The organism is Micromonospora sp. NBRC 101691 (assembly GCF_030269285.1).
In the GTDB taxonomy this organism is placed as follows: domain Bacteria; phylum Actinomycetota; class Actinomycetes; order Mycobacteriales; family Micromonosporaceae; genus Micromonospora; species Micromonospora echinospora.
In genome coordinates this window covers 145,106-168,841 of the sequence record NZ_BSTB01000016.1, presented here as the reverse complement: position 1 = coordinate 168,841, position 23,736 = coordinate 145,106, and the positions used below count along the sequence as shown (strand labels likewise).

18 protein-coding genes are annotated in these 23,736 nt (G+C 73.4%); 9 read left to right on the top strand and 9 right to left on the bottom strand.

Annotated elements, in window-relative coordinates; genetic code table 11:
- The first annotated feature begins 148 nt into the window (after positions 1-148).
- From QSK20_RS23145 to QSK20_RS23135, 3 genes are all read left to right on the top strand, one after another.
- Positions 149-1,186 (top strand): lactonase family protein, encoded by a 1,038-nt coding sequence (locus QSK20_RS23145; RefSeq protein ID WP_285790690.1) that lies wholly within the window; start codon positions 149-151, stop codon positions 1,184-1,186.
- 146 nt (positions 1,187-1,332) lie between these two features.
- A complete protein-coding gene (locus tag QSK20_RS23140; RefSeq protein WP_285790689.1) occupies positions 1,333-3,066 on the top strand; it encodes a VWA domain-containing protein in 1,734 nt (577 codons plus the stop codon).
- 206 nt (positions 3,067-3,272) lie between these two features.
- Complete coding sequence (locus QSK20_RS23135; protein WP_416902665.1) at positions 3,273-4,754, top strand: sugar transferase; 1,482 nt, start codon at positions 3,273-3,275, stop codon at positions 4,752-4,754.
- Between the two features lie 91 nt (positions 4,755-4,845).
- On the opposite strand, the gene QSK20_RS23130 is transcribed toward QSK20_RS23135, so the two are convergent.
- Positions 4,846-5,976 (bottom strand): PP2C family protein-serine/threonine phosphatase, encoded by a 1,131-nt coding sequence (locus QSK20_RS23130; RefSeq protein ID WP_285790688.1) that lies wholly within the window; start codon positions 5,974-5,976, stop codon positions 4,846-4,848.
- A 57-nt stretch (positions 5,977-6,033) separates the two neighbouring features.
- On the opposite strand from QSK20_RS23130, the gene QSK20_RS23125 reads away from it, so the two are divergent.
- The gene (locus QSK20_RS23125) at positions 6,034-6,669 is read left to right on the top strand and encodes a MarR family winged helix-turn-helix transcriptional regulator (RefSeq protein ID WP_285790687.1); all 636 of its coding nucleotides are present in this window, start codon (positions 6,034-6,036) and stop codon (positions 6,667-6,669) included.
- Positions 6,670-6,806: 137 nt separating this feature from the next.
- Here the strand turns inward: QSK20_RS23125 and QSK20_RS23120 are convergent, their stop codons facing one another.
- The 3 genes from QSK20_RS23120 to QSK20_RS23110 all read right to left on the bottom strand — a co-directional run bounded on the left by QSK20_RS23120 (position 6,807) and on the right by QSK20_RS23110 (position 10,857).
- Positions 6,807-7,805, bottom strand: a complete 999-nt coding sequence (locus QSK20_RS23120) for a cobalamin B12-binding domain-containing protein (protein ID WP_285790686.1) — start codon at positions 7,803-7,805, stop codon at positions 6,807-6,809.
- Complete coding sequence (locus QSK20_RS23115; protein WP_285790685.1) at positions 7,802-9,490, bottom strand: SpoIIE family protein phosphatase; 1,689 nt, start codon at positions 9,488-9,490, stop codon at positions 7,802-7,804. The genes QSK20_RS23120 and QSK20_RS23115 overlap by 4 nt, the downstream gene beginning before the upstream one ends.
- A 128-nt stretch (positions 9,491-9,618) precedes the next feature.
- Positions 9,619-10,857: an ROK family transcriptional regulator gene (locus QSK20_RS23110; protein ID WP_285790684.1), complete on the bottom strand. Its 1,239-nt coding sequence runs from the start codon at positions 10,855-10,857 to the stop codon at positions 9,619-9,621.
- A 79-nt stretch (positions 10,858-10,936) separates the two neighbouring features.
- Here QSK20_RS23110 and xylA point away from each other — a divergent pair, with 79 nt between their 5' ends.
- Genes xylA through QSK20_RS23090 form a run of 4 tightly spaced genes read left to right on the top strand, consistent with a single transcriptional unit; the run spans position 10,937 to position 16,281 of the window.
- Positions 10,937-12,124, top strand: a complete 1,188-nt coding sequence (gene xylA, locus QSK20_RS23105) for a xylose isomerase (protein ID WP_285790683.1) — start codon at positions 10,937-10,939, stop codon at positions 12,122-12,124.
- Positions 12,125-12,135: 11 nt separating this feature from the next.
- On the top strand, positions 12,136-13,587 hold the full coding sequence (gene xylB / locus QSK20_RS23100) for a xylulokinase (RefSeq protein WP_285790682.1): 1,452 nt from the start codon (positions 12,136-12,138) through the stop codon (positions 13,585-13,587).
- A gap of 40 nt (positions 13,588-13,627) precedes the next feature.
- Positions 13,628-14,824 carry a DUF5925 domain-containing protein gene (locus tag QSK20_RS23095; protein WP_285790681.1) on the top strand — a complete coding sequence of 399 codons (1,197 nt, stop codon included), beginning with the start codon at positions 13,628-13,630 and terminating at the stop codon, positions 14,822-14,824.
- Positions 14,825-14,877: 53 nt separating this feature from the next.
- A complete protein-coding gene (locus tag QSK20_RS23090; RefSeq protein WP_285790680.1) occupies positions 14,878-16,281 on the top strand; it encodes an MFS transporter in 1,404 nt (467 codons plus the stop codon).
- 128 nt (positions 16,282-16,409) lie between these two features.
- On the opposite strand, the gene QSK20_RS23085 is transcribed toward QSK20_RS23090, so the two are convergent.
- The 5 genes from QSK20_RS23085 to QSK20_RS23065 all read right to left on the bottom strand — a co-directional run bounded on the left by QSK20_RS23085 (position 16,410) and on the right by QSK20_RS23065 (position 22,678).
- A complete protein-coding gene (locus QSK20_RS23085) occupies positions 16,410-18,068 on the bottom strand; it encodes a glycoside hydrolase family 13 protein (RefSeq protein WP_285790719.1) in 1,659 nt (552 codons plus the stop codon).
- A 78-nt stretch (positions 18,069-18,146) separates the two neighbouring features.
- Complete coding sequence (locus QSK20_RS23080) at positions 18,147-19,172, bottom strand: LacI family DNA-binding transcriptional regulator (RefSeq protein ID WP_285790679.1); 1,026 nt, start codon at positions 19,170-19,172, stop codon at positions 18,147-18,149.
- A gap of 64 nt (positions 19,173-19,236) precedes the next feature.
- Positions 19,237-20,205 carry a carbohydrate ABC transporter permease gene (locus QSK20_RS23075; RefSeq protein WP_285790678.1) on the bottom strand — a complete coding sequence of 323 codons (969 nt, stop codon included), beginning with the start codon at positions 20,203-20,205 and terminating at the stop codon, positions 19,237-19,239.
- A 1-nt stretch (position 20,206) separates the two neighbouring features.
- Positions 20,207-21,259 carry a carbohydrate ABC transporter permease gene (locus QSK20_RS23070; RefSeq protein WP_285790677.1) on the bottom strand — a complete coding sequence of 351 codons (1,053 nt, stop codon included), beginning with the start codon at positions 21,257-21,259 and terminating at the stop codon, positions 20,207-20,209.
- Positions 21,260-21,331: 72 nt separating this feature from the next.
- On the bottom strand, positions 21,332-22,678 hold the full coding sequence (locus QSK20_RS23065) for an ABC transporter substrate-binding protein (RefSeq protein WP_285790676.1): 1,347 nt from the start codon (positions 22,676-22,678) through the stop codon (positions 21,332-21,334).
- Positions 22,679-22,936: 258 nt separating this feature from the next.
- Here QSK20_RS23065 and QSK20_RS23060 point away from each other — a divergent pair, with 258 nt between their 5' ends.
- Positions 22,937-23,713, top strand: a complete 777-nt coding sequence (locus QSK20_RS23060) for a M23 family metallopeptidase (protein WP_285790675.1) — start codon at positions 22,937-22,939, stop codon at positions 23,711-23,713.
- Positions 23,714-23,736: the final 23 nt, after the last annotated feature.

Below are 23,736 nucleotides of genomic sequence, written 5' to 3'. Positions count from 1 at the left end.
GACGCGGTCCGGACGATGCCCGGCCGGAGGATCTGCCAGCTGGGGGATTCCCCGGGACCGGGCGGAAAAGTCCGGCGCAGCGGGTTCACCGGCGGGTGATCGTGGGAAGGCTGGTGGGATCGACCCGGACGGAAGGAGAGGCGACGCCGTGACCGACCAGGGGGACGTCGTCCACATCGGCGGCTACACCAGGGAGAGCGGCGGGACGGGTGACGGCATCGTCGCGGCCCGCCGCGACCCGGAGACGGGAGCGCTGACGCCGCTCGGCACGGTGGCGGTCACCGCGTCGCCGTCGTTCCTGGTCCGGCATCCGACCCTGCCGGTGCTCTACGCGGCGAACGAACTGCCCGAGGGGCAGGTCAGCGCCTGGCGGATCGGCCCGGACGGCGACCTGGCCCCGCTCGGCACCGGCGACACGGGCGGGGCGGAGCCCTGCCACCTGGCGGTCACGCCGGACGGCCGTCACCTGGTCGCCGCCAACTACGGCGGGGGGAGCGTGGCGGTCTTCCCGCTCGACGGGGCGGGGGCGCCGGCCGGGCGCAGTGACCTGGTGGTGCACTCCGGGCACGGCCCGGACCCGGAACGGCAGGAGAAGGCCCACGCGCACATGGTCTCGCCGGACCCCGACGGCGGGCCGCTCTACGTCGTCGACCTGGGCACCGACGCGGTGTACCGGTACGACCTGGACGCCACCACCGGCCGGCTGACGCCCCGCGCTCCCGAGGTGCGGACCCAGCCCGGAACCGGGCCCCGGCACCTGACCCGCCACCCGGACGGCCGGCGGGTCTACCTGGTCGGCGAGTTGGACGGCACGGTCACCGTCCTGGCGCGGGACGCCGAGGGGGCGCTGTGCCAGCGGGGGCGGGTGCCGGCGAGCGGCCGGGCCGGACACGTCCAGCCGTCCGAGATCGCGGTGGGGCCGCAGGGCAGGTTCCTCTACGTCGCCAACCGGGGCGTCGGCACGCTCGCGGTCTTCGCCATCGACGGCGAGCTTCCGGAACTCGTCGCCGAGGTGGACACCGGCGGGGAGTGGCCCCGGCACTTCGCCTGGTCCGGGCGGGACCTCTACCTGGCCGACCAGCGGGCCGACATGGTCCGGGCCTTCCGCGTCGACCCGGCCACCGGCGTGCCCGAGCCGGCGGGCGAACCGGTACCGGTGCCGAGCCCGAGCTGCGTCCTGCTGTGATCCCGTCACCACCTGTTCATGACCCTGCGTGAAGGATTGTGAATAACCGCAGGTCAACTGTTCATCCTGTGTAACTTTCGTCCGAACGGTGGTAGCCGCGTCGTTCATCGGTCCGCAACATGGTCAGGGTGTCGGGCCGCCATCGCATGCGTTCGGGTTTTCGCGGAGCAGGCGCCGTCGCGTCAGCGACGGCGCTTGTCGTCGTCGTCGCCGGGTCGTGGTTCGGCTACCGGCAACTGGCCCGGCCGGGCTGCTCCGGCCAGGTCGAGCTGACCGTCGCGGCGGCCCCCGAGATCGCCCCCGTGGTGCAGGCGGCGGCCGCGCAGTGGGCGGACGGGGGCGCGGCGGCCGGGGGCACCTGCGTCACCGTCCAGGTCTCCGCCCAGGAGCCGGTCGAGGTCGCGGCGGCGGTCGCCGGCAAGCACGGCGTCACCCTGTCCGGCGTCGGCCAGGCCAGCGGTACGGCGATCACCCCCGACGTCTGGGTGCCGGACTCGTCGACCTGGCTGCTGCGGATCAGGAACAGCGGTGCCACCGCCTTCGCCCCCGGCAACGGCGGGTCGATCGCCCGGAGCCCCGTCGTGGTCGCCATGCCGGAGCCGGTCGCCACCCGGCTGGGCTGGCCGCAGCAGAAGCTGACCTGGACCGACCTGGTCCGGCAGATGAACACCGACTCGAAGCTGCGGACCGGGATCGTCGAACCGACCCGGGACGCCGCCGGCCTCGCCGGGCTGCTCGCCCTCACCGCGGCGGCGGGCGCGGGCGGGGAGGACAGCCAGCAGGCCAAGACGGCCGCCCTGCGGGCACTGGCCACCGGCCGGTCCGCGCTGCGGCAGGACCTGCTCGCCCGGTTCCCCCGCTCCACCGATCCGGCCGCCCTCGCCGCCGGTCTCGGTGCCGCCGCCCTCTCCGAAGAAGACGTGATCGCCTACAACCGGACCCAGCCGCCGGTACCGCTCGCCGCGCTCTACCTGGACCCCTCGCCGTTGCCACTGGACTACCCGTACGCGGTGCTGCCCGGAATCGAGCCGGCCAAGGCGTCCGCCGCGGAGGTGCTGTTCGGGGCGCTCACCGCCCCGGCGTTCCGGGACCGGTTGGCCGGAGCGGCGCTGCGCGGGCCGGACGGGGTCGGCGGGGCCGGGTTCGACGCCCCGGCGGGGGCGCCGGCCGGGGACGTGGTCCCGCAGGGCAGCGGCGGCACGGCGGCCGGTGGGCCGGATCCCTCGGCGGTCGACGCCGCCGTGTCGGGGTGGTCGATCGCCACCCAGTCCGGTCGGATGCTCTGCGTCATCGACGTCTCCGGCTCGATGAAGCAGCCGGTGCCGACCGCCGGCAACGCCACCCGCGAGCAGGTCACCGTCGCCGCCGCCCTCCGGGGCATGGAACTCGTCGACGACTCGTGGGCGGTCGGGCTGTGGACCTTCTCCACCGAGATGGTCGGCCGTCGCGACTACCGGGAGCTGGTGCCGATCGGGCCGCTCTCCAACCAGCGGAGCCAGCTGAAGACCGCGCTCGAGGCGATCCGTCCCACGCCGGACGGGGACACCGGCCTCTACGACACGGTGCTCGCCGCCTACCGGACGGTCCAGGACGACTGGGAGCCCGGTCGGGTCAACTCGCTGGTGCTCTTCACCGACGGCAAGAACGAGGACGCCGACGGGATCAGCCAGCGGGAGCTGCTCGCCGAGCTGGCCCGGATCGCCGACCCGGACCGACCCGTCCAAGTCGTGATCATCGGGATCGGCGGGGACGTCAGCCGTGCCGAGTTGGAGGCGATCACCAAGGTCACCGGTGGCGGGGTCTTCGTCACCGAGGACCCGAACAAGATCGGCGAGATCTTCCTCCGGGCGGTCGCGCTCCGGCCGAACGCACCGCGCTGACCGGCCGGACAGGTGACGGGCGGCTCCGGGGCGTCAGGTGCGGACAGCGCGCCGCCAAGGTCCACATCGGACACTCCTACTGACGGCATTCCGTCCGTGGCTACCCTCACCGATGGCTGTTGGGGGAAGATGTCCCGGTGCTCCGCGGCACCGGCCACCGGGGGCCGGTCCGGGCGGGGTGCCATCGACGCTAGTGGGGAGGGTCGTTGACCTCGGCGCTGTTGACCCCCGCCTCGATGTCGTCCGCGTCCGCCGGTAAGCGGTCGACGCGGGCGGCCCGAGCCGACGAACGGGCCTACATCCGGACGTTGGTGGTGCTCGACACCGCCATCATCGCCATGGCCGTCCTGGTGGGCTACGTGACCCGGTTCGGTGAGTACGAGCCGCGCGGCTCCGAGATCCCGTACGTCCTGGTGGCCCCCGGGCTGATGATCGCCTGGCTGCTCTCCCTGAAGGTCCTGCGCTGCTACGACGACCGACTCCTCGGCTACGGCGCCGACGAGTACCGCCGGGTCACCTCGGCGAGTCTCCGGCTGGCCGCGACGATCGCCATCACCGGTTACATCGCCGACGTGGGTGTCTCGCGTGGTTTCCTCGCGATCACCCTGGCGGTCGGCACCGTCGGACTGCTGGTGGCCCGGTTCGCCGCCCGCAAGCGGCTGCACCTCGACCGCTGCCGGGGGGCCGGTTGGTCCCGGCGCGTGCTGGCGGTGGGGGACACCCCGCACGTGCTCGAACTCGTGCACACCCTGCGCCGCGAGCCGTACGCCGGCTACCACGTGGCCGGTGCCTGCATTCCGGACGCCCTGCTCGCCCCGGTCCCGCAGCGCCTGGGTGACGTGCCGGTGGTCGGGTCGTTCCGGGGCATCGTGGAGGCGGCCGAGGCCATCGGGGCGGACACCGTGGCGATCACCGCCTCGGCCGAGCTGACCGCGGCCCGGCTGCGCCGGCTCGGCTGGCAGTTGGAGGGCACCGGGATCGACATGGTGCTGGCTCCGGCGCTGACCGACGTGGCCGGCCCGCGTATCCACACCCGGCCGGTCGCCGGTCTGCCGCTGATCCACGTGGAGGCCCCCGAGTTCCGGGGCGCCCGCAAGCTGGTCAAGGGGCTCGTCGACCGGTCGATCTCCCTGTTCGCGTTGGCCCTGCTGGGGCCGCTGCTGGCGTTGATCGCCCTGGCGATCCGGTTGGACAGCCGGGGCCCGGTGCTGTTCCGGCAGGTCCGGGTCGGGCAGGGCGGACGCGAGTTCGGCGTCTTCAAGTTCCGCACCATGGTGGTGAACGCCGACGCGATGCTCGCCGGGTTGGCCACCCGGAACGAGACCGACGGGCTGCTGTTCAAGATGCGCGACGACCCCCGGGTGACCCGGGTCGGTCGGTTGCTGCGCAAGTGGTCCCTCGACGAGCTGCCCCAGCTCGCCAACGTGCTGATCGGGCACATGAGCCTGGTCGGTCCGCGTCCGCCACTCCCCTCCGAGGTGGCCCGCTACGACGGCGACGTCGCCCGCCGGTTGCTGGTCAAGCCGGGCATGACCGGGCTCTGGCAGGTCAGCGGCCGATCGGATCTGAGCTGGGAGGACGGCATCCGGCTCGACCTCTACTACGTGGAGAACTGGTCCCTGGCGGCCGACCTGACGATCCTGTGGAAGACGTTCGGCGCGGTGGTCAACAGCCGAGGCGCCTACTGACCGGTCGACCGCCGTCCCGCCTCCCCGGCGGACGGCGCCTCCCGTCTGCGGCGCCTCCCGTCAGTCGCTGCCGACCGGGAGAGCCCGGCCGTCAGGGCTGGGGGCCGGTCCAGTCCAGACACACCACGACCGCGTCGTCGATCAGGTCCCCGGCGACGAAGGCGCGCAGGTCGCCGATGAGCGACCGGACGGCGTCCAGTGGTGCCATCGGGCCGGTCCGGCGCAGGAACCGGGTCAGCGCCGTGTCGCCGTACCGGACGTCCTGTCCGGCGGCTTCGACCACCCCGTCGCTGACCACGAAGAGCCGGTCGTCGCGTTCCAGCCGGAACTGCTGGGAGTCGTAGTCGGTCCCGTCGAACATGCCGAGCGGGAACTGCGCCTCCAGCGGCTGTTCGTGCACCTCGCCCCCGCGCAGCAGCACCAGCCGGGGCGATCCCGCGTCGACCACGGTCACCGTCCCCTCCCGCAGGTCCAGCTCCAGCAGCAGCACCGAGAGGTGCTGGTCGCCGTGGTGCAGCGCGTAGACCGCCTGGTCGGCCAGTGCGGCCTGGTCGGCCAGGCCCAGCCCGGCCCGCCTGGCGTTGCGCAGCGCGTGCACGACGAGCGAGGTCAGCATCGAGGCGGCGACGCCCTCGCCCATCCCGTTGATCACCGACAGCCAGAGCCGGGTCCCGTCGTCGGACCAGTCGAAGCTGTCGCCGCGCACCGCGTACGCCGGTTCGAGCTGCCCGGCCAGGCTGAACGAGGGCCGGACCCGGCTGCGTCCGGGCAGCAGCTCCCACTGCATCTCGGCGGCGAGAGTGAGTCGCCGGCTGCGTCGTGCCGTGCGGTAGACGTCGGTGCCCGCCGACACGGCGGACAGCTCGTGCCCGAGCACGGTGGCGATCTCGGCCAGTTCGGCGACGACCACCGGGTCCTCCGGCACCGGGGCCAGCTGGAGCACGCCACGCCGCTCGCCCCGCATGCCCACCGGGAAGTAGCCCGTGCCGGCGACCAGGACCGGCTCCTGGTGGTCGAAGCAGCGCCAGCCGGGGTGGCCGGGCTCGGAGAGCGGCTTGCCCTCGCGCAGCGGCAGCAGCACCGACAACCGGTAGTCGACCTGGAACAACTCGGCGCTGGTGATCGCATACGACCGGGCCAGTTCGGCGGCGACCCGGTCCAGCAGGAGATCCGCTGGCGCGTCGGTCAGGACCGTACGTGCCCGGTTGACCGGTTCGCTCATGGCCGCTCCTTCGGAAAGTCCGCTCACCAGCGGTTCAGGGGTAGTCTCAGGCACACGATGGCCGAAGAACACCGTCCGCCGGAACCAGAAACGAGTATGGCCGCCGCGCTCGACGACGCGGTGGCCACCCTGTTGTCCGTGTGGGAGGAAGCACGGGAGCGGACGACGAACCGACTCTCCACCGCGCAGCTCCGGGTCGTCATGGTGGTGGAGCAGCACGACGGGATCAACCTCCGGCGGTTGGCCACCACCCTCGGGATGCTGCTCTCCTCGGCCAGCCGGCTGTGCGACCGGCTGGTCGCCGCCGGCATGCTCGAACGCGAACCCGGCCGGTCCGACCGCCGGGAGATCTCCCTGCACCTGACCCCGGAGGCCGCGCGGCTCCTCGCCGCGCTGCGGGCCGACCGGCAGGCGCGACTGGCCGAGGTGATCGCGGGCATGAGCCCGGCCGGGCGGGAGGCGCTGCGGAGCGGGCTCGGCGAGTTCCGGGAGGCCGCCCGCCGGTCCGCGCAGGCCGGGCCGCGCCACTTCCCACCTGGTCCCCGTGGCCCCGGGGGCGAGCCACGCTCCCCGGAGGAGCCACCGGAGCCGCACCGCCCCCCGCCCGGACTGCCCGAGCAACGGTCCACGGCCGTACCGGTCGACCGGCGTCGGACGTACGAGCCGCCGACCTCCACCGCCCGTCCCGCCTGAGCCCACCGACGGGCGGACGCGGACGGCCACCGGCACCCTGCCGGCCGGCCCGCCACCGTCGGCCGGCCCGCCACCGTCGGCCGGCCCGCCACCGTCGGCCGGCCCGCCACCGTCGGCCGGCCCGGCACGGCTGCCGGTCACCCGTCGGATCGGGCGAGGCGCAGGTAGCGGAGAGCGCGGGGGTGGTCGGTGAGCGCGGTGGCGTAGCCCGTCAGGAGCGGCTCGACCAGGGAGCCACGGTCGCCGAGGGCCTCACGCTGCCACCGGACGAATCCGGTGAGCAGTTCGGGGTCGCCGACCAGGAGCGCGGCGGCGAGCGCGTCCAGCACCTGGGCGGCGGCATGCGCCACCGGCTCCGCGTCGGTCCCGGCCAGGCCCAGCGCCCCGGTGACCCCCTGCACCACGTCGCGACGGCGGCGCAGCACCGCGACGTGCTCGTCGTCGGCCGGTGCCGGCTCACCCGTGGGGCCCCGGTGGTCGTGGCGGTCCAGCAGCCGCACCGCGTCCCGCGCGGAGGCGCCCCATGCGGCGGCGCCCACCGCCGTGGCCCAGCGGCCGTCCGCCCCGAAACCGGGCCCACCGGCCACGACCGGGACGTCCGCCGCCCGGCACGCCGCGATCATCCGGGCGGCCCGGATCAGCCGGGTCGACTGCACGCAGCTCAGCAGCACCGCGTCCGGACCGGTCTGGTGCAGGTAGCTGACCAGGTGGCGGGGCGGCACACTGGCGCCGAGGAAGGTGACCCGCCGGCCGCTGGCCCGGACCACCTCGGCGACGATCCGCGCGGCCAGCGCGTGCCACTCACCCTCGACGCAGGCCATGACCACGTGACCGGGGCCGGACGGACGGCCGGTCCGGCGGCTGACGGCGGCCACCACCTGCTCGCTCACGTGGGTCGCGGCGTGCTCCTGGACCACGCTCCACCGTCCGGCCAGCCAGCGCCGGCCGATCTCCCGCTGCGCGACGGCCACCACGTCGACCAGGACGTCCGCGACCGACCAGCCCCGGTCGAGCAGGTCGAGCGCGAGCCGGACGGCACCCTCCGGGTCCACCCGGTCCAGATGGTCCAGGTACGAACCGACGGTCCCCGGGTCGGACGTGGCCTCCCCGAGCGCCGTCGCGCCGTCCCCGGTCACGGCCCGGGGTGGTTCGACGTCGGGGCGATGGCGAGCATGGCGATGTCGTCCTGGCTCTGCCCGTCGAGCCACTCGTCGACCAGTTGCAGCACCCGGTCGATCATGGCCCGGGGCGGTAGTCCGGCCCCCGAGGCGAGCGCCTGGTGCAACCGGGCCTCGCCGAACATCTCCAGCACCCCCGGACCGCCGCGCGCCTCGGTCACCCCGTCGGTGTACGCCAGCAGCAGTTCCCCGGGGGCGAGCCGGATCCGCGTCTCGACGAACCGCGCGGAGGCCAGCGCCCCGACCGGCATCCCGCCGACGGTGGCCGGCCGGACGTCGCCGTCGGCCCCGACGACCAGCGGTGACGGATGTCCGCCCCCGGCGACCCGCAGGCACAGCGCGCCGTCCGGCTCCACGGTGAAGGTGCCGAGCAGCAGCGTGGTGAACTGGCTGCGCCGGGTCGCCTCGGGCGCGTCGAACAGGGCCCGGTTGAGCAGGGCCATCAGCTCCAGCGGACGCGGCTCGACCAGGCGCAGGGTCTGGAGGGACTGGCGCACCCGACCGGTGAGCACGGCCGCGCCGACCCCCTTGCCGCAGACGTCACCGAGGGCGAACGTGCCGCCGTCGGCGGTGACCGAGACGTCGTAGAAGTCGCCCCCGATGCGCAGGCTGTCGCCGGCCGCCCGGTAGCCGCCGGCCAACGACACACCGGGGACCTCGGGCAGTTCCGGCGGGAGCAGGCTGGTCTGGAGCACCCGGGCCAGGTGGGTCTGCTCACCGTAGAGGTCGGCGGTGGCCAGGGCCGCCCCGGCCCGCGCGGCGAACTCCCGGACCACCTCGACGTCGCGCCGGTCGAACCCGGCCCGGCCCGGTCGGCGTACCACGATCAGCGCTCCGGACGCGCCACCCGCCCCGAGCATCGGGGTGACCAGGGCGCTGCCGGGACGACCGAAGCCCGCCGGCAGCACGTGACCGAGGTCGGACAGTTCGGCGTCGAGGTACGGGCTGGCGTCGGTCCGCTCCCCGTCGAGCGCCTCGGCGAGTCCGGGCACCGAACCGGGGAGTCCGGCCGGGCCGCTCCCGCTGACCGGCGCGGGGTCACCGTCGGCGAACCGTACCCAGACCGGCCCGGCGTCGGCCGGGGCGGGCGGTGGGGGACGGTGGACGACCACGGCGGCGTCGGCGAGGTAGGGCACGGCCAGCGTGACCGTCGTCCGCAGCGTCTGCTCCCGGTGCAGGGAGAGCCCGAGCCGGCTGCCGGCCCGGGCGAGGAACGCGGTGCGGGAGCGTTCGGCCAGCAGCGCGTCGGTGCGGGTCCGTTCGTCGGTGACGTCTCGTACGTACCAGGCGCAGCCACCGGCGCGCAGGGGTCGGCAGACGCCGCGCAGTTGCCGCCCCCGGTGCTCGGCCTCGAAGCTGGCCGCGCCGTCCCGGGCCGCCTCGGCGAGCGGCGGCACGGCGACCCCCGCCAGCGTGCTGCCCGGGGTCACCTCGGGCAGCAGTTCGGCGGCCATCGCGTTGGCCAGGCTCACCACGCCCCGCGCGTCGGCGGTGACGACCGCCTCGGCCAGCCCGTCGAGCAGCTCACGGGCGAGTGTGTCGCCGGGAACGCTCCGGTCGGCGGCGGGGCGGTCGGCGGATCGCGGGGCCCGCCCGGTGTCGCTGACCGGGCCGGCCTGTCCTCCGCGGCGGGTGGTGGTCACCGTCGGTCGCCGGACGCCCTGGTCGGCTGGCCTGTGCACATGCTGGGGCGGAACTCCTCGGGTCCGGAAAGTTGCTTGGCGGCAAGCGTACCGAGCCCGGCGGCCGGACGCCCGCCGGCCGACGTGGGTCAGCCGGCGCGGGCCAGCCAGGCGGTGGGCCGGGCGACGACCCGGCGTACCACCGACCCCGCCGCGCCGATCACGGCGGCGTCCCCGCCGAGCAGCGCGGGGCGGACGGTGACCGGGGACCAGGGTGCGGCGAGCACCCGTCGGGACAGCTCGGTGGTCACCGGTGGAGTCAGCCACCGGGCGAGCGGGGCGTAGCCGCCGCCGAGGACCACGGTGTCCAGGTCGAGCAGGTTGACCACCCCGGCGACCGCCACGCCGAGCGCCGTCCCCGCCCCGGCCAGCGCGGCGAGGGTCGCCGCGTCGCCCCCGGTGGCGAGCCGGGCCAGCCGGACGGCGTCGCCGGCCACGTCCGCCCCGGTCAGGCCGGCGGCGGTGAGGATCGCCTCCTGGCCGGCGTACGGCTCCAGGCAGCCGCGCCCGCCACAGCGGCAGGGGCGGCCCTCCGGGTGGACCGGGAGGTGGCCGATCTCGCCGCTGAACCCGCGCGCGCCCCGGTACAGCGCCCCGTCCAGCACGATCCCGGCCCCGATGCCCACCTCGCCGGACACGTAGAGGAAGTCGGTGACGCCGGGCTCCCCGGCGTGCAGCTCGCCCAGGGCGGCCAGGTTGGCCTCGTTCTCCACCACCAGCGCGGGCAGGCCGGGCACCGCCCCGGTGAGCGGGGGATGGGCGGCGAGCAGCGTGGGCACGTCCACCTCCCGCCAGCCGAGGTTGGGGGCGAGCCGGACCACGCCGTCGGCGTCCACCAGGCCGGGTACGGCGAGCGCGGCTCCGGCCAGCGTGAGACCCTGCGCCTCGGCGTCGGTCCGGGCCCGCCGGGCCAGCTCGGCGACGCGGGCGAGGGTCTCGGTGGGGGAGAGCGGTCGCAGGTCGGCCCGGTGCACGGTGCGGTGGCGGACCGCGCCGGCCAGGTCGAGCACGCAGACCGCCAGGTAGTCGACGTTGATCTCCAGACCGAGACCGGCCGGGCCGTGTCCGGCGAGCAGCAGCCCTCGGGCCGGTCGGCCCGCCCCGGTGCGCGGCGCGGGCTCGGCCTCGGTGACCAGCCCACCGCCGATCAGGTCGTCGACGACGGCGGAGACGGTCGCCCGGGTGAGCCCGGTCGCGGCGGCCAGGTCGGCGCGGGACGGCGGTCGGGGCGCGGCGGCGATCCGCCCGAGCAGCAGGGCGAGGTTGATCTCGCGGAGGCTGGCCTGGCGGACCGCCCCGCCCGGCACGGGATCGGCGGAACTGCTCACAGCCTTGACACTGCCACACCGCGACCAAATAATTCAACCGGTGAACAAATAGCCCCCGTCCCCACCCCGGAGGTCCGCCATGGCACCCCGTCCCACCCCCGCCGACAAGTTCTCCTTCGGGCTCTGGACGGTCGGCTGGCCGGGCCGCGACCCGTTCGGCGACGCCACCCGCCCCGACCTGGACCCGGTCGAGGCGGTGCACCGCCTCGCCGAACTCGGCGCGTACGGGATCACCTTCCACGACGACGACCTGGTGCCCTTCGGCGCGGACGCGACCACCCGGGACGCGGGGATCGCCCGGTTCCGCAAGGCCCTGGCCGACACCGGCCTGGTCGTGCCCATGGTCACCACCAACCTCTTCACCCACCCGGTCTTCAAGGACGGCGGCTTCACCAGCAACGACCGGCAGGTCCGGCGGTACGCGCTGCGCAAGGTGCTGCGCAACGTCGACCTCGCCGCCGAACTGGGGGCGAAGACCTTCGTCATGTGGGGCGGCCGGGAGGGCGGCGAGTACGACGTCGCCAAGGACGTCCGGGCCGCGCTGGACCGCTACCGGGAGGCCGTCGACCTGCTCACCCAGTACGTCGTCGACTCCGGTTACGACCTGCGCTTCGCCCTCGAACCCAAGCCGAACGAGCCGCGCGGCGACATCCTGCTCCCCACCGTCGGGCACGCGCTGGCGTTCATCTCCACCCTGGCCCACCCCGACCTGGTCGGCCTCAACCCCGAGGTCGGGCACGAGCAGATGGCCGGGCTGAACTTCGTGCACGGCATCGCCCAGGCGCTCTGGCAGGACAAGCTGTTCCACATCGACCTCAACGGCCAGCGCGGCGTCAAGTACGACCAGGACCTCGTCTTCGGCCACGGCGACCTGCTCAACGCGTTCGCCCTGGTCGACCTCCTCGAACACGGCGGCGTCACCGGCGCCCCCGGCTACCACGGTCCCCGGCACTTCGACTACAAGCCCTCCCGCACCGAGGACGTCACCGGGGTGTGGGCGTCGGCGGAGGCGAACATGCGGACGTACCTGCTGCTCAAGGAGCGGGCGGCGGCGTTCCGGGCCGACCCCGAGGTGGCCGGGGCGCTCGCCGCCAGCCGGGTCGCCGAGTTGGCCGAGCCCACCCTCGCCCCCGGCGAGACCACCGCCGACCTGCTCGCCGACCGCTCCGCCTTCGAGGACCTGGACGTCGACGCGGTGGCCGCGAAGGGCTTCGGCTTCGTCCGGCTCAACCAGCTCGCCGTCGAGCACCTGCTCGGCGCGCGCTGAGGAGGCCGCCGATGCCGCTCGTCGCGGGCGTCGACTCGTCGACGCAGTCGTGCAAGATCGTCGTCCGGGACGCGGAGACCGGCACGCTGGTCCGGCAGGCCCGGGCCCCGCACCCGGACGGCACCGAGGTCGACCCGGAGGCCTGGTGGCACGCGCTGACCACCGCCGTCGCCACCGCCGGCGGCCTGGCCGACGTGGCCGCCGTCTCCGTGGCTGGGCAGCAGCACGGCATGGTCTGCCTGGACGACGCCGGCCGGGTGGTCCGGCCCGCGCTGCTCTGGAACGACACCCGCTCCGCTCACGCCGCCGCCGAGCTGGTCGCCGAGGCCGGCGCGGGGGAGACCGGCCGGCGGTTCTGGGCCGACGCGGTCGGCACCGTGCCGGTGGCCAGCCTGACCGTCGCCAAGCTGCGCTGGCTGGCCCGGCACGAACCGGCCCACGCCGACCGGGTCGCCGCGGTCTGCCTGCCGCACGACTGGCTGACCTGGCGGCTCGGCGGCGGCGCGGCCCAGGGCCGTTCCGGCGCGCGCGACCTGTCCGCCCTGCGCACCGACCGCAGCGACGCCAGCGGCACCGGCTACTGGTCCCCGGCCACCGGCGAATACCGGCTCGACCTGCTCGAACAGGCCCTCGGCCGGCGACCGGAGGTGCCCGTCGTGCTCGGCCCCGCCGAATCCGCCGGCACCCTCGGCGGGCTGCCCGGCGGGGCGCTGCTCGGCCCCGGCGCCGGCGACAACGCCGGGGCGGCGCTCGGCGTCGGGGCACGCCCCGGTGACGTGGTCGTCTCCATCGGCACCTCCGGCACCGTGTTCAGCGTCGCCGACACCCCGGCCGCCGACGCCACCGGCACGGTCGCCGGATTCGCCGACGCCACCGGCCACTACCTGCCCCTGGTCTGCACGCTCAACGCCGCCCGGGTGCTGGACGCCGCCGCCGCGCTGCTCCGGGTCGACCTCGCCGGCCTGGCCGACCTGGCGCTCGCCGCCCCACCCGGGGCGGACGGGCTGGTCCTGGTGCCCTACCTGGAGGGCGAGCGGACCCCGAACCGGCCGGACGCCAGCGGGGCGGTGCACGGGCTGACGCTGCGCACCTCCACCCCCGCTCACCTGGCCCGCGCCGCCGTCGAGGGGATGCTCTGCGCGCTCGCCGACGGGCTCGACGCCCTGCTCGCCCAGGGCGCCCGGGTCGAGCGGGTGGTCCTGGTCGGCGGGGGCGCGCGGTCGGCGGCCGTCCGCCGGATCGCGCCGCAGGTCTTCGGCTGCCCGGTGCTCGTCCCGCCGCCCGGCGAGTACGTCGCCGACGGCGCGGCCCGCCAGGCCGCCTGGGTCGCCCTCGGTGGCGCGGAGCCGCCCCGGTGGTCGGTCGGCGACACCGGGGAGTACGCCGCCGAACCGGTCCCGGCGATCCGCGAGCGGTACGCCGAGGCGCGGGAACGGTTCCTCGCCCGCCCCGCTGACGGGTAAACGACTGTACGGGGGAGGCCGGGCTCGCGATTATCGACAGATGTCGTCGCTCGACCTCCCCACCCCGTCGCTCGACCTTCCCCACGCGCCCGCCCCCGCGCCGGCGGCCGTCCCGGCCCTGCCGTCCGTCCTGCGTCACGACGACACGGACACCCCGTGCGACGTCATCGACGCGTTGGCGCTCGCCGACTTCATCACCGGGCGGCACCCCTGGTCACACACCGTCCGCCTGCCCCGCGCCCGCCCCGACGCGCAGCTCGTCCCCGCCGACGGGCGGCTGCTGCGCACCGCCATCGAGGCCCGGCAACGTTCCCAGTTGCTCGGCGGCGACGGCTGGACCGCGCGGGTGGTCACCTGGAAGGGCTACGGCGCGGAGGTGACCGTCACCGCGGTCAGCGGTGAGATCGGCCAGGCCGCGCTGGACCGGATCGTGGCCGGGGCGACCGCCCCGGAGGACGCCGGATCGGGCCGGATCGGCTTCTGGCACCAGAACCCGCGCCGGGGCGCGCAGCGGGACGTGCGGACCGTGGTCACCCCCGAGTGGGCCACCATCCGGGGCAACTACACCGCCACCGCCCGCCGCGAGCTGGACCGGCTGATGACCGTCACCCCGGAGAGCGTGGTGGGGCGACTGGTGCTCCTGCACGGCGCGCCCGGCACCGGCAAGACCACCGCGCTGCGTGCCCTCACGCACGCCTGGCGGCAGTGGTGCCAGGTGGACTGTGTCCTCGACCCGGACGTCCTCTTCGCCGACGCCGGTTACCTCTCCGAGGTGGCGGTCGGCAACGAGGACGAGCCGGAGGGCGGCCCCCGCTGGCGACTGCTGATCGTCGAGGACTGCGACGAGCTGATCCGGGGCGAGGCCCGGCAGACCTCCGGCCAGGCCCTGTCCCGGCTGCTGAACCTCACCGACGGGCTGCTCGGCCAGGGCCGGGACGTCCTCGTCGCGATCACCACCAACGAGGACCTGTCCCGGCTGCACCCGGCGGTCACCCGTCCCGGCCGGTGCCTGGCCCGGATCGAGGTGGGCCCGCTGTCCCACCGGGAGGCGACCGACTGGCTCGGTGCCGACACCGGCGACGACGCGGCGTCGCCCGGCGAGAGCACCGGGGCGTCGTCCGGCGGGGCCACGGTGGTGGTGCCGCCCGGCGGGGCCACCCTCGCCGAGCTGTACGCGCTGCGCGCCGGGGCCACGACCCCGCCCGCCGACCGGTACGAGCCGGGCGGATACCTCTGAGGCGCCCGCGCGTCGTCACCCGGTCGTTATCTGACCCTGGTTCAGTGCCGGACATGACCACCACCAGCGGCGGTACGCGGGCACACCGGCTCTACACCGTCGTCGTCTTCGTGCTCCTCGCCTCGCTGGACAACGTCGCGATCGGACTGGTCCCGCCGCTGTACGGTCCGATCGCCGACTCGCTGGACGTGCCGCAGCGCATGGTCGGGCTGGTCACCGCGGTGACCTTCCTGGTCAGCGCGGTGGCCGCGGTCGGCTGGGCGTACGTCGGCGACCGGACCAACCGCAAGCCGCTGCTCATGGCCGGCACACTGCTCTGGGCGGCCGGTACGGCCGGCAGCGCGTTCGCCCCCGGCTACGCGGTCTTCCTGCTGGCACAGCTGGTCGCGGCGGTCGGGCTCGGCGCGGTCGGCTCGGTCGGCTTCTCGGTGGTCACCGACCTGATCTCGCCCCGCCGCCGGGGCCTGGTGATGAGCTTCTGGGGACTCTCCCAGGGCATCGGCACGCTCGCCGGCACCCTGGTCGGCGGGATCCTCGGCGCGGCGGAGTGGCGTCGGCCGTTCCTGCTGCTCAGCGTGGTCGGTCTGGCCGCCACGGCGGCCTACCTGTTCACCTACGACGTCCGGCGGGGACAGAGCGAACCGGAGCTGGCCGGCGCGCTCGCCCACGGTGCCGAGTACGACTACCGGATCAGCCGGTCCGACCTGCCCCGGATCCTGGACCGGCGGACCAACCGCTGGCTGATCCTCCAGGGACTCACCGCGCAGGCCGCCTTCGGCTCGTTGGTCTGGCTGCCGGTGCTGTTCACCGAACGGGCCGAGGACCAGGGATACTCGGCGGCCACCGCGATCGTGGTGGGCAGCGTCTTCGCCACCCTGTTCCAGCTCGGCGGGGTCTTCTCCATCATCGGCGGGCTGGTCGGCGACGCGCTGCAACGGCGTACCCCACGGGGCCGGGCGCTGGTCGCCTCGGTCGGCATCCTCGCGGCCGTCCCGCTGTACGTGGTGCTCTTCTTCGTGCCGATCCGGATCGACGTGCCGGACGGCGCGGGCGCCGGCGCGGTGACCGTCGCGGTGCTGACCAGCGTGCTGACCGAACCGACGGTCGGGCTGAGCCTGCTCACCGCCGTCCTGGCGCTCGCCCTGACCTCGGCGAACTCGCCGAACTGGTTCGCCCTGATCGCCGACGTCAACCCGCCCGAGCACCGGGGCACCGTCTACAGCCTCGGCAACCTCGTCAACGGGGTCGGCCGGGCGGCCGGGAACGGCCTGGTCGGGGTGGCCTTCCACGCCCTGCGGGGGGCGTTCCCGCCGCCGTTGAACTTCGCCGTCGGGCTGGCCGCGTTCCAGCTCTTCTTCGTGCCGACCGGGATCATGTACTGGCTCGCCTCGCGGACCTCGCCCCGGGACATCGCCGACGTGCACACCCTCCTGCACACCCGAGCCGAACGCCTCTGACCGCCCCCTCCGCCGCACCCGCCCAGGTGGTAGCAGGGGTCCCCTGCTACCCGTCGGGTGGTAGCAGGGGACCCCTGCACGTCAAAAAGCGGTAACAGGGGGCCCCTGCTACCACCACCGAAACCACCTCAGGCGCGGTACCAGACGGTGACGTCGGTGGGGACCAGGCCGTCGTCGAGCGGGCCGCTGGCGTGCACCGGCTCCACGCCGTCCGGCAGCGGAACCGACGTCGCGCCGAAGTTGGTCAGCACGCCCAGCGGGCCGTTGCGGAAGTGCAGCACCTCGTCGCCGGAGGTCAGCCAGCGCAGGGCGCCCCGGCCGAGCCCGTGCTCCCGGCGCAGGCGCAACGCGGTGCGGTACAGCTCGTACGTCGAACCGGGGACGTCACGCTGCCGGTCCAGTGCGTACTCGGCCCAGAGCGGCGGCTGCGGGAGCCAGCTCGCGTCGGTCGGCCCGAAGCCGTACGACGGGGCGTCGGCCTCCCACGGGATCGGCACCCGGCAGCCGTCCCGACCCCGCTCGGTGTGTCCGCTGCGTTCCCAGGTCGGGTCCTGCCGGACCTCGTCGGGGAGCGAGGTGTGCTCGGGCAGCCCCAGCTCCTCACCCTGGTAGAGGTAGGCCGAGCCGGGCAGGGCGAGCATCAGCAGGGTGGCCGCCCGGGCCCGGCGCAGGCCGAGCGCGGCGTCCGGCTGCGGGTCGTCCACGCCGATGCCGTTGGGGCGGGGCGTGCCGACCGGCAGCCCGAGCCGGGAGGCGTGCCGGACCACGTCGTGGTTGGAGAGCACCCAGGTGGTCGGCGCGCCGACCCCGTCGGTGGCCTCCAGCGAGCGGGTGATCACCGCGTACTGGGCCGGCGCGGTCCAGGCGGCGAGCAGGTACTCGAAGTTGAACGCCTGGTGCATCTCGTCGGGCCGGACGTAGCGGGCCAGGCGCTCGGCCGGCTCCACCCACGCCTCGGCGACCAGGATCCGCTCGCCGTCGTAGCCGTCCAGCAGGCGACGCCAGTCGCGGTAGATGTCGTGCACGCCCTCCTGGTCCCACATCGGCGGGCGGGGCTTGTCGACGTCCTGGCCCGAGGAGAGGATCTCCTGCGGCTCCTGCCAGTTCGCCAGGTCGGCCTGCTTGACCAGGCCGTGCGCGACGTCGACCCGGAAACCGTCGACGCCCCGGTCCAGCCAGAACCGCAGCACGTCCAGGAACTCCGCCCGGACCTCGGGGTTGTCCCAGTTCAGGTCGGGCTGGGCGGTGTCGAACAGGTGGAGGTACCACTGCCCGTCGTCCACCCGGGTCCACGCCGGTCCGCCGAAGACGCTCTCCCAGTCGTTCGGCGGCTCCGCGCCGTCCGGGCCGAGGCCGTCCCGGAAGACGTACCGCTGCCGTTCCGGGCTGCCCGGCGCGGCGGCCAGCGCCGCCCGGAACCAGGCGTGCGCCGACGAGGTGTGGTTGGGAACCAGGTCGACGATCACCCGCATACCGCGGGCGTGCGCGTCGGCGATCAACCGGTCCGCGTCGGCGAGCGTGCCGAAGAGCGGTTCGACGTCCCGGTAGTCGGCCACGTCGTAGCCGGCGTCGGCCTGCGGCGACGGGTAGAACGGGGACAGCCAGACCGCGTCCACCCCGAGGTCGGCGAGGTGTCCGAGGCGGGCGGTGATGCCCGGCAGGTCACCGATGCCGTCGCCGTCGGAGTCGGCGAAGGAACGCGGGTAGATCTGGTAGATGACGGCTTCGGTCCACCAGCCGGTGGCCGGGCCACCGGCTGGTTCCTGCGGGTCGTGGTGGGTGTTCAGGGCCTTCTCCCGAGTGTCGAGCCGGACGGGTTCCCACCGGCCGTCGCCACGCTGCCCGGCCGGGGCGGTCGAATCCGTTCAGTGTGCCCGCGGAGGGGCGGTGGAATCACGCACCACCAGACGAGTGGGGAGAATCACCGAGGAGGCGGGCCGACCGGCCCCGGCGTCGCCGACGAGCGGGTCGAGCACGATCCGGGCGGCGAGCTGACCCTGCTCGGCGGCGGGCTGCGCCACCGTGCTGAGGCCCAGCACGACCGAGAGGTCGTGGTCGTCGATGCCGATGACGCTGACGTCCTGCGGCACCCGCAGCCCGGCCTCGCGGAGCGCGGCGATCGCGCCCATCGCCATCTCGTCGCAGGCGGCGAAGATGGCCGTCGGCGGGTCACCCCGGCGGAGCAGCTCGACCGTGGCCTGGTTGCCGCCGTCGATGGTGAACTGGGACTCCACGTCCAGGCGCGGGTCCGGCTGCACCCCGGCCGCCCGCAGCGCCTCCTGGTAGCCGCGCCGCCGGTCGATGTGGGTGGTGAACGCCAACTCGTCCTCGGGGTCGCCGGAGAGGTGCGCGATCCGGCGGTGGCCGAGGTCGAGCAGGTGACCCGTGGCGGTCCGGGCGGCGGCCACGTCGTCGATCCGTACGGCCGGCCAGCCGGGGACGACGGTGCCGGAGCTGACGATGACGCCGGGCAGGTCGAGCGTGGTGAGCGCGGTCAGGTCCGCCGACCGCAGGGGGGTGGCGACCAGCAGGACCCCGTCGGCCCGCTTGTGCAGGTTGGCGGTGCGCAGCACCCGCTGCCGGGCCTGGGCCTGGCCGCCGAGGTTGTAGAGGAGCAGGTCGTACCCGGCGGAGTGGAGGACCTCCTCGACCGCCTCGACCACGGTGCCGAAGAACCACCGGGTGATCCGGGGAACGACCACCGCGACCGTGCCGGTGCGGCCACCGGCCAGGCGGGAGGCGCTCGGTGAGATGGTGTAGTCGAGTTGCTCGGCGGCGGCGAGCACCCGTCTTCGGGTCGCCGCCGACACGGTGGGAAGGCCGCGCAGCGCCCGGGACACGGTGGCCGTGGAGACCCCCGCGAGCCTGGCAACGTCATCAATCCTGGTCACGGTCTCCCCGATCCGCTTACGTCGGCCGCCGCCCGTATGCCACGGGCGGCGGCCGACGCCGGAATCAGCCCTTGACGCTACCCGCGAGCAGGCCCCGCACGAAGTAACGCTGCAGGGACAGGAACACGATCAGCGGTACGACGATGGAGACGAACGCCCCGGCGGTGAGCCGCTGCCACTCGTTGCCCCGGGTGCCGGCCATCTCGGCCAGCCGGACGGTGAGTGGCGCCGTCTCGTCGCCGCCACCGGCGAAGATCAGCGCGACGAGCAGGTCGTTCCAGACCCAGAGGAACTGGAAGATGCCGAAGGCCGCCAGCGCGGGGGTGATCAGCGGCAGTACGACGGTGCGGAAGATCTTCGGGTGGGTGGCCCCGTCGACCCGTGCCGCCTCCATCAGGTCCTTCGGCAGCTGCGAGATGAAGTTGTGCAGCAGGAACACCGCCAGCGGCAGCGCGAAGCAGGTGTGCGCGAACCAGACCTGCACGAACTTCTGCTCGTCGGCGAGGTCCCACGCCGGCATCAGGGTGATGCCGCCGACGCTGACCCCGTTGGAGAAGAAGCTCAGCAGCGGCACCAGGGCCATCTGGAGCGGCACGATCTGCAACGCGAAGATGGCGATGTAGACCCAGTCCCGGCCCCGGAAGTTGATCCAGGCCAGGGCGTACGCGGCGAGCGCCGCGAAGGCCAGCGGGAAGAGCACCGACGGCAGCGTGATCACCAGCGAGTTGATGAAGTAGCTCGCCAACTGGCCGGAGGAGGACGACCGCCCGAAGAGGACCTGCTGGTAGTTCTCCAGGGTGACCTGCGGGTCGGTGAAGAACGTCCACCAGCCGGTGGACTTGATCTGGTCCTCCGGACGGAAGGACGAGATGAAGAGACCGAAGGTGGGGATGGTCCAGACGACCGCGATGACGATGGAGACCAGCGTCGCGGTCCGGCTGCTCAGCCGCTTGCGGACCCGGGCGGCGGCGGTGGTCCCGCCTCCGCCGGTCTTCTGGGCGCCGGCGGCGACCGGGGGAGTGGTGGTGGTCATCTCAGCCCTCCCGCTGCTGCCGCAGGTTGCGGATCTGGTAGATCACGATCGGGATGACCAGGACGAAGAGGAAGACCGCCAGCGCGGCGCCCTGCCCGTTCTGGCCGTACCGGAACGCCTGGTTGTACATCTCGTTGGCGACCACGCTCGTGTCGTAGTTGCCGTTGGTGCTGGTCCGGACGATGTCGAAGACCTTCAGCGTGGCGATCGAGATGGTCACCACGACCACGATCAGGGCGGGTCGGATGCTCGGCAGGGTGACCTGCCAGAACATCTGCCACGGGTTGACGCCGTCCAGCCGGGCCGCCTCGACGATCTCGGCGGGAATGGCCTTGATCGCCGCGGAGAGCACCACCATGGCGAAACCGGCCTGGATCCACACCATGATCACGATGAGCAGGAGCGTGTTCAGCGGCGACTCGAGCAGCCACTGCTTCGGCTCCCCGCCGAGGCTCACCACGATCTGGTTGAGCAGACCGATCTGCTCCTGGTCCTCGCTGCGGTAGGCGTAGACGAACTTCCAGATGATGCTGGCGCCGACGAACGAGATCGCCATCGGCATGAAGATCAGGGACTTGGCGAGCGCCTCCATCCGCGCCTTGTCCACCATCACCGCGTAGAGCAGGCCGATGGTGGTGGCGACCAGCGGCACCAGCAGCACCCAGACCATGGTGTTGATGATCACGCGCAGGATCTCGTCCTGGGCGAAGAGCCAGCCGTAGTTACGCAGTCCCACCCAGTTCTCGCTGCCGCCGTCCATGAACGACAGGATCGTGGTGCGGACCGCCGGCACGACCAGGCCGATGGTGAGCAGCAGCACGGCGGGCAGCAGGAAGAAGAGCGCGAAGACGCCCTCCCGTGGCTTGGCGCGTCGACGGGACAGCGGCGCTCCGTTGGCCGCTGCGGCGACCAGCTGGGCCTCCCGACGACGGGCGAACCAGGCCGGGACCGCGTCCAGCAGCAGGAGCAGACCACCCACCACCACGACGAAGGCCACCAGGCCGTACAGCAACATGACGAGCTTCGGTGACTCGTCGGCGAAGTCGAAGTTCATCCGCACTCCCAGGGAATCGCGGCCCGGCACCGGGGGTCCGGCCCGCGTGGCGCGGACCGGACCCCGGGCGACTTACTTGGGCCAGCTGCTCTCGATGGTGGAGAGCACGGTGGCGGTGTCCTTACCGTTGATCCACTCGATCATGCCCTTCCAGAAGGTGCCCGAGCCGACGGCGGCGGGCATCAGGTCGGAGCCGTCGAACCGGAAGACCGTTCCCTTGTCCTGGAGGATCTGGACGGAGAGCTTGTCGATCGGGTTGGCCACGTTCGCCGCGTCGAGCTTGTTGTTCGCCGAGACCCAGTTGCCGAGCTTGGCGCGGGCGTTGGCGTACTCACCGGAGGCGAGGTACGTCTGCACCGCCTGGACCTCCGGACGGTCGGCGAAGGCGGCGGTGAACTCGCCGCCACCGAGCACCGGCTTGCCCTTGGCCTCGTCGATGGCCGGGAAGTAGAACGCGAAGACGTCGCCGTCCTCGGCCACCTTGGTGCCCTCGGGCCACTGGTTGGCGTAGAAGGACGCCTGCCGGTGCAGGGCGCACTTGTTCTGCAGGATCGGCGTGCCGGCCTCCTGGAAGGAGGTGGTCGGGATGCTCTTGACGCCGCCGAAGCCGCCGTTGACGTACTTCTCGTTCTTGAGGATCGTGCCGGCCCGGTCGAGCGCCTCGGCGACCTTCGGGTCGTTGAACGGAATGCCGTGCGTGGTCCACTGGTCGTAGACCTCGGGGGTCTGCGTACGCAGCATCAGGTCTTCGATCCAGTCGGTGGCCGGCCAGCCGGTCGCGTCACCCGACTCGATGCCGACGCACCAGGGCTTGGTGCCGTCCGCCGCGATCTTGTCGCTCAGGGCGATGAGCTGGTCCCAGGTGGTCGGAACCTCCCAGCCCTTCTCCTTGAAGGTCTTCGGCGAGTACCAGACGAACGACTTCACGTTCGAGCCCAGCGGGGCGCCGTAGAACTTGCCGTCGACGGTGCTGTACTTCAGCCAGTCGGGCGAGTAGTTCTGCTCGGCCATCGACCTGGTGTCGGCCGACGCCTCCTTGAGCTTGCCGGCCTGGGCGAACCGGGCCAGCAGGCCGGGCTGCGGGATGAACGCGATGTCCGGGGCGTTGCCGCCGTCGACGCGCACCTGGAGCTGCGCCTCGAACTCGCCGCTGCCCTCGTAGTCGATCTCGATGCCGGTGCAGTCCACGAACTGCTCCCAGGACTGCTCGAGCAGGTCGGCCTCGGCGTCCCGGATGGACGCGTAGATCGAGACCTTCTTGCCGTCGTTGCCCTTGTACTTCTCGTATGCCGAGCACTCCGCCGAGTTGGCGTTGTTGCCGCTGCTGTCGTCGTCGCTGCCGCAGGCGGTGGCGGCGAGCGCCAGTCCGAGGGCACCGATGATCGCGATGGCCTGGCGTGGTCTGGCAGAGACCGCCATGCCGTCCTCCTTCAGTAGGCGGCGCGGTCGTAGCGGTGACCTCGCCGATCCGATTAGGCGTCTCCATATGTAAGCGCTTGCATTCGCATCGGTCCACCCCCTGTCGGACACGAGCAGGTAACAATCCCGAAACCCTGAAGTCGGTCCGGACCGCACCCCTACCAGCCGAGGAACCTTTGATCGATCCCTTTCGACGGCTGGAGTTTTCTGTCACTCTGTCATCCAGCAATGGAAAGCTTTCGACATAGGAGGCTCTGGATGCGTAAGCGTTTGCTCACCCTGGCCGCGGCGGCCGGGTTGCTGGCCGCGACGGTCGTGGCGCCGGCGGCCCCGGCGATGGCGGCACCCACCTTCAAGGTGCCGTTCAAGTGCGGGCAGGCCTGGTCCGGCCAGACCCGCACCAACCACAGCCCGGCGTACTCCATCGACTTCAACCGCACGGACGACCTCGGCGACCCGGTGGTGGCCAGCGCCCCCGGCACGGTGGACCGGGTGACGGACCTCGGTGGCACCAGCTACGGCAAGTACGTCCGGATCAGCCACAGCGGCGGCTACCACACCTACTACGCGCACCTCAACGGGTTCAACGTCTCGGTCGGCCAGTCCGTCGGCTACGGCTCGGTGATCGGCTACGTCGGCAGCACCGGCGGGTCGACCGGCCCGCACCTGCACTACGAGCAGCGGCTCAACGGCAACGACATCCAGATCCGGTTCAACGGCGCTCTCGCGCTGTACTGGGGCACCAAGACCTACACCAGCGACAACGGCTGCTCCGGTTCGGGCGCCACCGGCACGGTGAACACCAGCGGCACCCCGCTGACCGTGCGCTCCGGCCCGGGCACCGGCTACAGCGCGGTGGGCACGGTCGCCGACGGCACCCGGGTCACCATCCAGTGCCAGACCACCGGCACCACCGTCACCGGCACCTACGGCACCAGCAACATCTGGGACCGGATCGGCTCCGGTCGCTTCATCTCCGACGCCTACACGCACACCGGCTACGACGGCTTCATCCCCGGCGTGCCACGCTGCTGACCTCGCCCGTCACCGTCCTCCCG